The sequence below is a fragment of the Mesorhizobium sp. A623 genome (genome assembly GCF_054489405.1).
Genome location: NZ_JBTMXB010000035.1, coordinates 36,303 through 43,096 on the forward strand (window position 1 = coordinate 36,303; position 6,794 = coordinate 43,096).

Below are 6,794 nucleotides of genomic sequence, written 5' to 3' on the forward strand. Positions count from 1 at the left end.
CGGCAGCTACTGAGACATGAATGAAGTTCGCCGCCTCTTGGCGCAGATGATCTATACGCCGGCTCGGTCCCTGTCCGGCACCGGCGTGGTGCTTGGCACCTTGTTCTTTGCAGCCTCGCTGACGCCTACCCTCATTCCCCGGACATATCTGACGCAAGGCGTCCTTGCCGGCGCCTGCTTCGCCCTCGGCTACGGGCTCGGGGTCGCGGCTCGCTGGCTCTGGCGCTACATGGAAATCCCCGAAGTCCAGCCACGCTTGCGGTCGATCGCCAATACGGTCGTGTCTGTCCTTTGCCTTGCCATCGCCGTCGTCTTCCTGTGGCGGTCCGCCGGGTGGCAGAACTCCATCCGTACTCTCATGGACATGCCGCCGGTCGACAGCTCTCACCCTTTGACGACCTGCGCGGTCGCGCTGGTTACGTTCGTCATCCTGCTCGCCGTAGCCCGGTTGTTCGCGGCCCTGGTTCGGTTGGTCGTGCGGTTTTCCAGACGCTATGTGCCCAGGCGGATCGCAAACGTGGTGGGATTCAGCGTTGCCGCGGTCGTGGCCTGGTCGCTCGCAAGCGACGTTCTGGCGCGCTCTGTTTTCAGCCTTCTCGATTCGTCCTACAGCAAACTCGATGCGCTGCTCGAGCCTGAGCGGCCCCAACCAGCCGACAGCCGCAAAACCGGCAGCGCAGCCTCGTTGGTGAAATGGGAAGAGCTTGGCCGAGCCGGCCGTGAATTCCTCGCAGACGGGCCAAGTGCTGCGCAGATAAATTCCTTCACCGGCAGGCCTGCCCACGAGCCGATCCGGGTTTATGTCGGCTTGGGCGCGGCCGCCGATCCACAGGCCCGCGCCAAGCTTGCCCTGGAAGAACTCAAGCGGGTCGGCGGCTTCGACAGATCCTTGCTCGTCATCCTGACACCGACCGGCACCGGCTGGATCGACCCGGCCTCGATGGGGGCGCTGGAATATCTGCGCCACGGCGATGTCGCCAGCGTTGCCGTCCAGTACTCCTATCTGAGCAGCCCGCTGTCGCTTCTGGCGCAACCCGAATATGGCTCCGAGACCGCACGCGCGCTGTTTCTGGAAATCTATAATTACTGGACCGCCCTACCCAGAAATTCGCGCCCGAAACTCTATCTGCATGGGCTCAGCCTTGGCGCGATGAATTCGGAACGGTCGGCGAGCCTGTTCGAGATACTGGGCGACCCGATCAGCGGTGCGCTTTGGAGTGGGCCGCCCTTCGGAAGCCGTATCTGGCGTTCGGCCACGGATGCACGGAACCCGGGGAGCCCTGAATGGCTGCCGGTCTTTCGCGACAGCCGGCTTGTTCGCTTCGTCAATCAGAACGGGCCCGCCGTCGCTCCGGATATGCCATGGGGACCGATGCGGGTCGTCTATCTCCAATACGCCAGCGATCCGATTGTCTTCTTCGACTATCGCGATGCTTACCGCATGCCGGACTGGTTGAAAGCGCCGCGCGGCCCCGATGTTTCCCCCAAGTTGAGCTGGTATCCGCTGGTGACCATGCTGCAGCTTGCGCTGGATATGGCCGTTGCAACGACGACGCCGGCCGGCCACGGCCATGTCTACGCCGCAAAAGACTATATCGAGGCCTGGTCCGCCGTCATCGGTGCCCAGGATTGGTCGCCACAGGCCCTCGCCGCCCTCAAGCAACAACTTGCCGGCCAAACGGCCACGCAGGTCGAAAACAGGGGCGGCTAGACCGGCTCCGAGCCGCCCGGCCCCGCCAGCGGAGCGACTTTTGGCCGCGGAATCATTGATTTTTCATGAATAATTCCTATATGCACAATGCAATATGGAGAACGAAATTCATGACAAATGTACGATCGGAGAAACCTGAAAATAGACACGTCCGAGCTGACAGGATTGCTCGCGAATATATTACCGCTGAGCGTGTCGCTCGCGAGAAGAAAACAGCCAGGCTGCGTGAAATGCGGCTCAAGGTGGAAAGATTAGCCGCGTAATCTTGGCGAAATCCACCCATTGAAGGGCGTGCCTAATTTTGGGCATGCCTCGTCGCAAATCAATACAAGTACAACGATATCCTCGTCGACGTCGGGTCGTCGCAAGTATCGGCATGGGACAGCGATCCGCTCATCCGGTTCATGCTGGTCCACACCTACGACAACCGCTATTCGATGGATCAGGCGGTGGCGCGAGGCACGCCGCCTGCCGATCTGGCTTTGTAGCCAGCCAAGCCCAGGCCGGGCCGAGTCCCTCCCCTTGCTCCGCCGTTCAGGTCACTCGAAGAGGGCAAGCGAGTTGAAAAACGGCTTGGCGTCGACACCACGACACTGTGATAGTGTTGTTGCGGCATTCCCGCAGAACGACCTGAATGAAAGACCTCAATGCCTCGGCCAAGATTGCCGATGGACTGTTCGAGGAAATCGCCAAGATCGGGGAAGCCAGCGTTCGGCGTATCTATGGGGATTTCTCCAGCGCCCGCTCGAAGGGGTGGGCCGATATCCTGTCGAAGCATGCGATCATCCCACAACAGCAATTTGCCTATACGACCGGCAAGAACGCCTCCGACATCACGCTGGTCATCGACGCAATGGACCTTCTGCACAGCGGTCGGTTCGACGGGTTCTGTCTCGTGTCGTCCGACAGCGACTTCACCCGACTTGCCGCCCGTATTCGCGAACAGGGCGTCGACGTCTATGGTTTTGGCGAGCAAAAGACGCCTGAAAGTTTCCGACAGGCATGTCGCCGGTTCGTTTATACGGAGAACCTGCTGCCGGGCGCTCCGGCAAACACGATCGACGCCAACCAACCGGCCACGCCCCTCCAGCCACTCAGTGCAGGGGCTTCTGTCATCAAACGCGTGATTGCGCAGATGGAAAGCGAGGATGGTTGGGTGCCGCTCGGCCAGGTCGGCAATCAACTGGCCAACCTCGTCTCCGATTTCGACCCGCGCACCTTCGGCTCCCGAAAATTGAGCGACCTTGTGCGGAAGACGAACGAGTTCGAAATCAACCATCCCGAATGCGGAACGATGCGTATCCGGGTGAAGCCAAAGCCTTCCGGGCGCTCCGCGTCAAAGACCGGCAAGCCCTCCTGACCTCGGCAAATCCGGGCATCGGTAAGGGGAGTAAGGCGAAAAATGCGAAACGAGATACTCGGCGTGTCTACGGACAATCGCCTTGTCAGTCCCTCGGCGGAGCGGAACAAGGGCCTCATTGCCGACATTCTGAAGCGTGTCTTGCCCAGTCACGGCACGGTGCTCGAGATCAGCAGCGGAACGGGACAGCATGTCGTCCATTTTGCGCGCGAGATGCCGGACCTGATATGGCAGCCCAGCGAGAGCGACGAGCCGTCCCTTCAATCGATCGAACGATGGATGGCGGCAGACAACCTCCCAAACATCCTGCCCCCTTTGCGTATCGACGTAACCGAACGGCCCTGGTCGGCAGGGAATGCGGCAGCGATTGTCTGCCTCAACATGATCCACATCGCGCCATGGTCGGCCGCGGAAGGGCTCATTCAGGGAGCGGAAAACATCCTAGGCCAGGGTGGCATCCTTTTCCTTTACGGCCCGTATCGGCGGCAGGGCCGGCCAACGGCACCGAGCAACGAAGCGTTCGACGAGCAGTTGCGGTCGCGCAATCTCGAATGGGGCTTACGCAATGTGGAAGATGTCGCCCGCCATGCCATGCTGCATGGCTTCGGTCCGCCAGACATCCATGAAATGCCGGCGAACAATCTGTCGCTTGTATTTCGCAAGCAATGAAAGCGAATGGAAGCCTCGAGTGCCCGCGACCCGCATTTAGAAAGCAAAAATCATGACACAGACCGACAAGACAAATCGCCAGTTGATATTGGCCGAGCGCCCGAAGGGCGCGCCCAATGCGAACACGCTGCGTTTGATCGAGAGCCCCCTGCCCGTGCCCGCTTCCGGACAGATGCTGCTGCGTACCGAATATCTCTCGCTTGATCCCTACATGCGGGGCCGGATGAGCGATGCGCCGTCCTATGCGGCCCCGGTCGAAATCGGCGGCGTGATGGTCGGCGGTACGGTTGCGCGGGTCGTCACCTCGAATGTCGAGGGGTTTTCGCCAGGCGATTGGGTGCTCAGCTACAATGGCTGGCAGGACTACGCCCTTTCGGACGGCAAGGGGGTGACCAACCTTGGCCAATCGCCGGCGCATCCTTCCTGGGCGCTTGGCATTCTGGGCATGCCCGGCTTCACGGCCTGGGCTGGCCTGAAGCAGATCGGCGCACCCAAGCGGGGTGAGACAATCGCTGTCGCGGCGGCGACCGGTCCGGTCGGTGCGACCGTTGGGCAGATCGGCAAGCTGCTGGGTTGCCGCGTGGTCGGCATTGCCGGCGGTCCCGACAAATGCGCCTATGCGGTCAGCGAGTTGGGTTTCGATGCCTGCATCGACCACAAGGCCCCCGACTTTGCCGAGCAACTCGCCAAGGCCAGCCCAGACGGCATCGACATCTATTTCGAGAATGTCGGCGGCAAGGTGCTGGACGCGGTCATTCCGCTTCTGAACCCGCACGCGCGTGTGCCCGTGTGCGGACTGGTATCGCAATACAACGCGACCGAACTACCCGCAGGACCGGACCGGATGAGTTGGCTGATGGGCCAGATCCTGCGCAAGAAGATCAGGATGCAGGGCTTCATCATCTTCGACACTTTCAGCCATCTCTACCCCGAATTCGCCAGGGAGATGGGCGGCTGGGTCGCAAGCGGCAAGATCAAATACCGCGAAGAGATCATCGACGGCCTGGAGAACGCGCCGGAAGCTTTCATCGGCCTTCTCACCGGCAAAAACTTCGGCAAACGCGTCATCCGCGTCGGCCTGGACTGAGGGGAACACAAAGGCTCCCCCGCGTCAGGGTGATCACTTTGACAGGCGCGCCGGCTGGCCGTGCGGCGGCAGGATATCGGTCGCACGGTGATCCTCATCGACACCGTCGATCAGGAAGATATCCCCTTGCGAGTTGCCTGTACGCTTGGCGAGGATCCCCCGATAGGCAGGCGAGCCGTACCAGGCGCGCGCCGCCTGCAGATCCGGGAACGCGATTACGACCAGGTCATCTGGAAAGCTGCCTTCCAGTTGTTCCTTCTCGCCGCCATGGATGATGAAACGCCCCTGAAACGGAGCAAGCGTGGCATCGATGGTTTCGAGATAGGCGACGATGTCCGGCCCCATCCTGACGTTGCGAAGATGGCCGATGGCATAGCTGGTCATTGGCAAGTTCCTTGTGTTTGCAGGGTTCAGGCAGGGATGGTTCGGCTGCGCAACGCATCGAATTCCAGCTTGGCCAGAATGGCGATGACACCGGCCTGACCGACGAGGAACGCCCATCCGAGAGCGTTTGGCGCGATCAATCCCGCTGACGGCAGGAAAATACTGGCGGCTACCCACGAGAGATTGCCGACCACCACCAACGTGGCCGCCCAGCCTGGCACCGGCGTCGTGCGTGAACTGATCGCCATGAAGGCGGCGACCGGGATCAGGCTCGCCCCTGCCCAGAACAAAAGGTCGGCTGGAATCTCCGTCACCCCGGCGACCAGCGTTGAACCAAGCAGAAGGACCGCCCCCATCGCCGCGCATGTAGCGGCGTCGAGCGCCAGCAGGGGCTTCAGTGAAGAGTGCTTATTGTTCGTCATTGCTATTCCTCATTGCTGTTGATCGTCCGCAAACTTTGGCGAAGCGATGCCCAATCCTTGCCGGGTTTCGATCTGGCGTCGATTACGTGCGAGGTAATTGCTGGAGGCATGGCTGGGCTGCTAGGTTCGGACCATGCTGAAAGAACACCCATCCGCCGGAGACCTATTGCGCGACTGGCGCCAGCGCCGCCGGCTCAGCCAGCTTGCGCTTGCCGTCGATGCCGAGATTTCGCAGAGGCATTTGAGCTTCCTGGAATCGGGAAGATCGCAGCCGAGCCGTGACATGGTGCTGCGCCTGACCGAGCGGCTTTCGGTTCCGCTGCGCGAGCGCAACCTGATCCTGACGGCGGCGGGCTTCGCGCCGATCTATCGCGAACGGCCGCTCGATGCGCCCGAACTCGGGGCTGCCCGCGCCGCGATCGACCAGATCCTGCAAGGACATGAACCGCATCCCGCCCTTGCGGTTGACCGGAACTGGACGCTGTTGTCGGCAAACAAGGCAGTCGGCGTGCTGATGGCGGGAGTCGCGGAGCATCTGGTCGCCGGCGAGATCAACGTGCTGCGGCTCAGCCTGCACCCAGAGGGGCTTGCGAGCCGCATTCTCAATTTCCGCGAATGGCGCGCCCATATTTTTGCGCGCCTTGCCCACGAGATCGACGTCTCGGCCGCCCCACGCCTGATGGCATTGCTGGAGGAACTGAAATCCTACCCCACGCCGCCGCACGCGGTCTCGACGCGCGCCGGTCCGGTCGTCGAGGGCGGGATCGTCGTGCCGCTCACGCTTTCAAGCGAAGAAGGCCCCCTCTCCTTCATCAGCACCACGACCGTGTTCGGAACCGCTATCGATGTGACGCTGTCGGAAGTGACTATCGAAACCTTCTTCGCGGCCAACCCCGAGACGGCAAGTTCGATGGCGAAACTGATCGCACGATCCTGACCGCGCATTCCTTCAGGGCCGAACACTTCCGTAGCCTGTTCACTCGGAGCCGACGAAGCGCGCCAGTTTGCCGAGCGTTTGCAGCCCCAGTTCCACAGAGGTGGTTCGTGAAATCTGGACATCGGTGATAAGTGGAAATTCTGCCTAAGAGTCGGACTCGAAAAGGCTTCAACTACATCCATATCTTGCAAGGCGTCTGGTGAGCATGCGGATATGGGCGATGG

Annotated in this window: 7 protein-coding genes; 5 read left to right on the forward strand and 2 right to left on the reverse strand. The window is 61.2% G+C overall.

Annotated features, from left to right (window positions below):
- The first annotated feature begins 16 nt into the window (after positions 1–16).
- The 4 genes from ACX3P1_RS23365 (at position 17) to ACX3P1_RS23380 (ending at position 4,827) form a co-directional block, all read left to right on the forward strand.
- Positions 17–1,711 carry an alpha/beta hydrolase gene (locus ACX3P1_RS23365; protein WP_459081975.1) on the forward strand — a complete coding sequence of 565 codons (1,695 nt, stop codon included), beginning with the start codon at positions 17–19 and terminating at the stop codon, positions 1,709–1,711.
- Positions 1,712–2,345: 634 nt separating this feature from the next.
- Positions 2,346–3,071 (forward strand): NYN domain-containing protein, encoded by a 726-nt coding sequence (locus ACX3P1_RS23370; protein WP_459081976.1) that lies wholly within the window; start codon positions 2,346–2,348, stop codon positions 3,069–3,071.
- A 42-nt stretch (positions 3,072–3,113) separates the two neighbouring features.
- Positions 3,114–3,740 (forward strand): DUF938 domain-containing protein, encoded by a 627-nt coding sequence (locus ACX3P1_RS23375; RefSeq protein WP_459081977.1) that lies wholly within the window; start codon positions 3,114–3,116, stop codon positions 3,738–3,740.
- 52 nt (positions 3,741–3,792) lie between these two features.
- Positions 3,793–4,827 (forward strand): NADP-dependent oxidoreductase, encoded by a 1,035-nt coding sequence (locus tag ACX3P1_RS23380; RefSeq protein ID WP_459081978.1) that lies wholly within the window; start codon positions 3,793–3,795, stop codon positions 4,825–4,827.
- Between the two features lie 33 nt (positions 4,828–4,860).
- On the opposite strand, the gene ACX3P1_RS23385 is transcribed toward ACX3P1_RS23380, so the two are convergent.
- Both ACX3P1_RS23385 and ACX3P1_RS23390 read right to left on the reverse strand, forming a co-directional pair.
- Entirely contained in the window at positions 4,861–5,211 is a 351-nt protein-coding gene (locus ACX3P1_RS23385) for a DUF1330 domain-containing protein (RefSeq protein ID WP_459081979.1), read from the reverse strand.
- A gap of 26 nt (positions 5,212–5,237) precedes the next feature.
- Positions 5,238–5,633, reverse strand: a complete 396-nt coding sequence (locus ACX3P1_RS23390) for a hypothetical protein (protein WP_459081980.1) — start codon at positions 5,631–5,633, stop codon at positions 5,238–5,240.
- Positions 5,634–5,766: 133 nt separating this feature from the next.
- On the opposite strand from ACX3P1_RS23390, the gene ACX3P1_RS23395 reads away from it, so the two are divergent.
- On the forward strand, positions 5,767–6,570 hold the full coding sequence (locus ACX3P1_RS23395; RefSeq protein WP_459081981.1) for a helix-turn-helix domain-containing protein: 804 nt from the start codon (positions 5,767–5,769) through the stop codon (positions 6,568–6,570).
- Positions 6,571–6,794 lie beyond the last annotated feature (224 nt).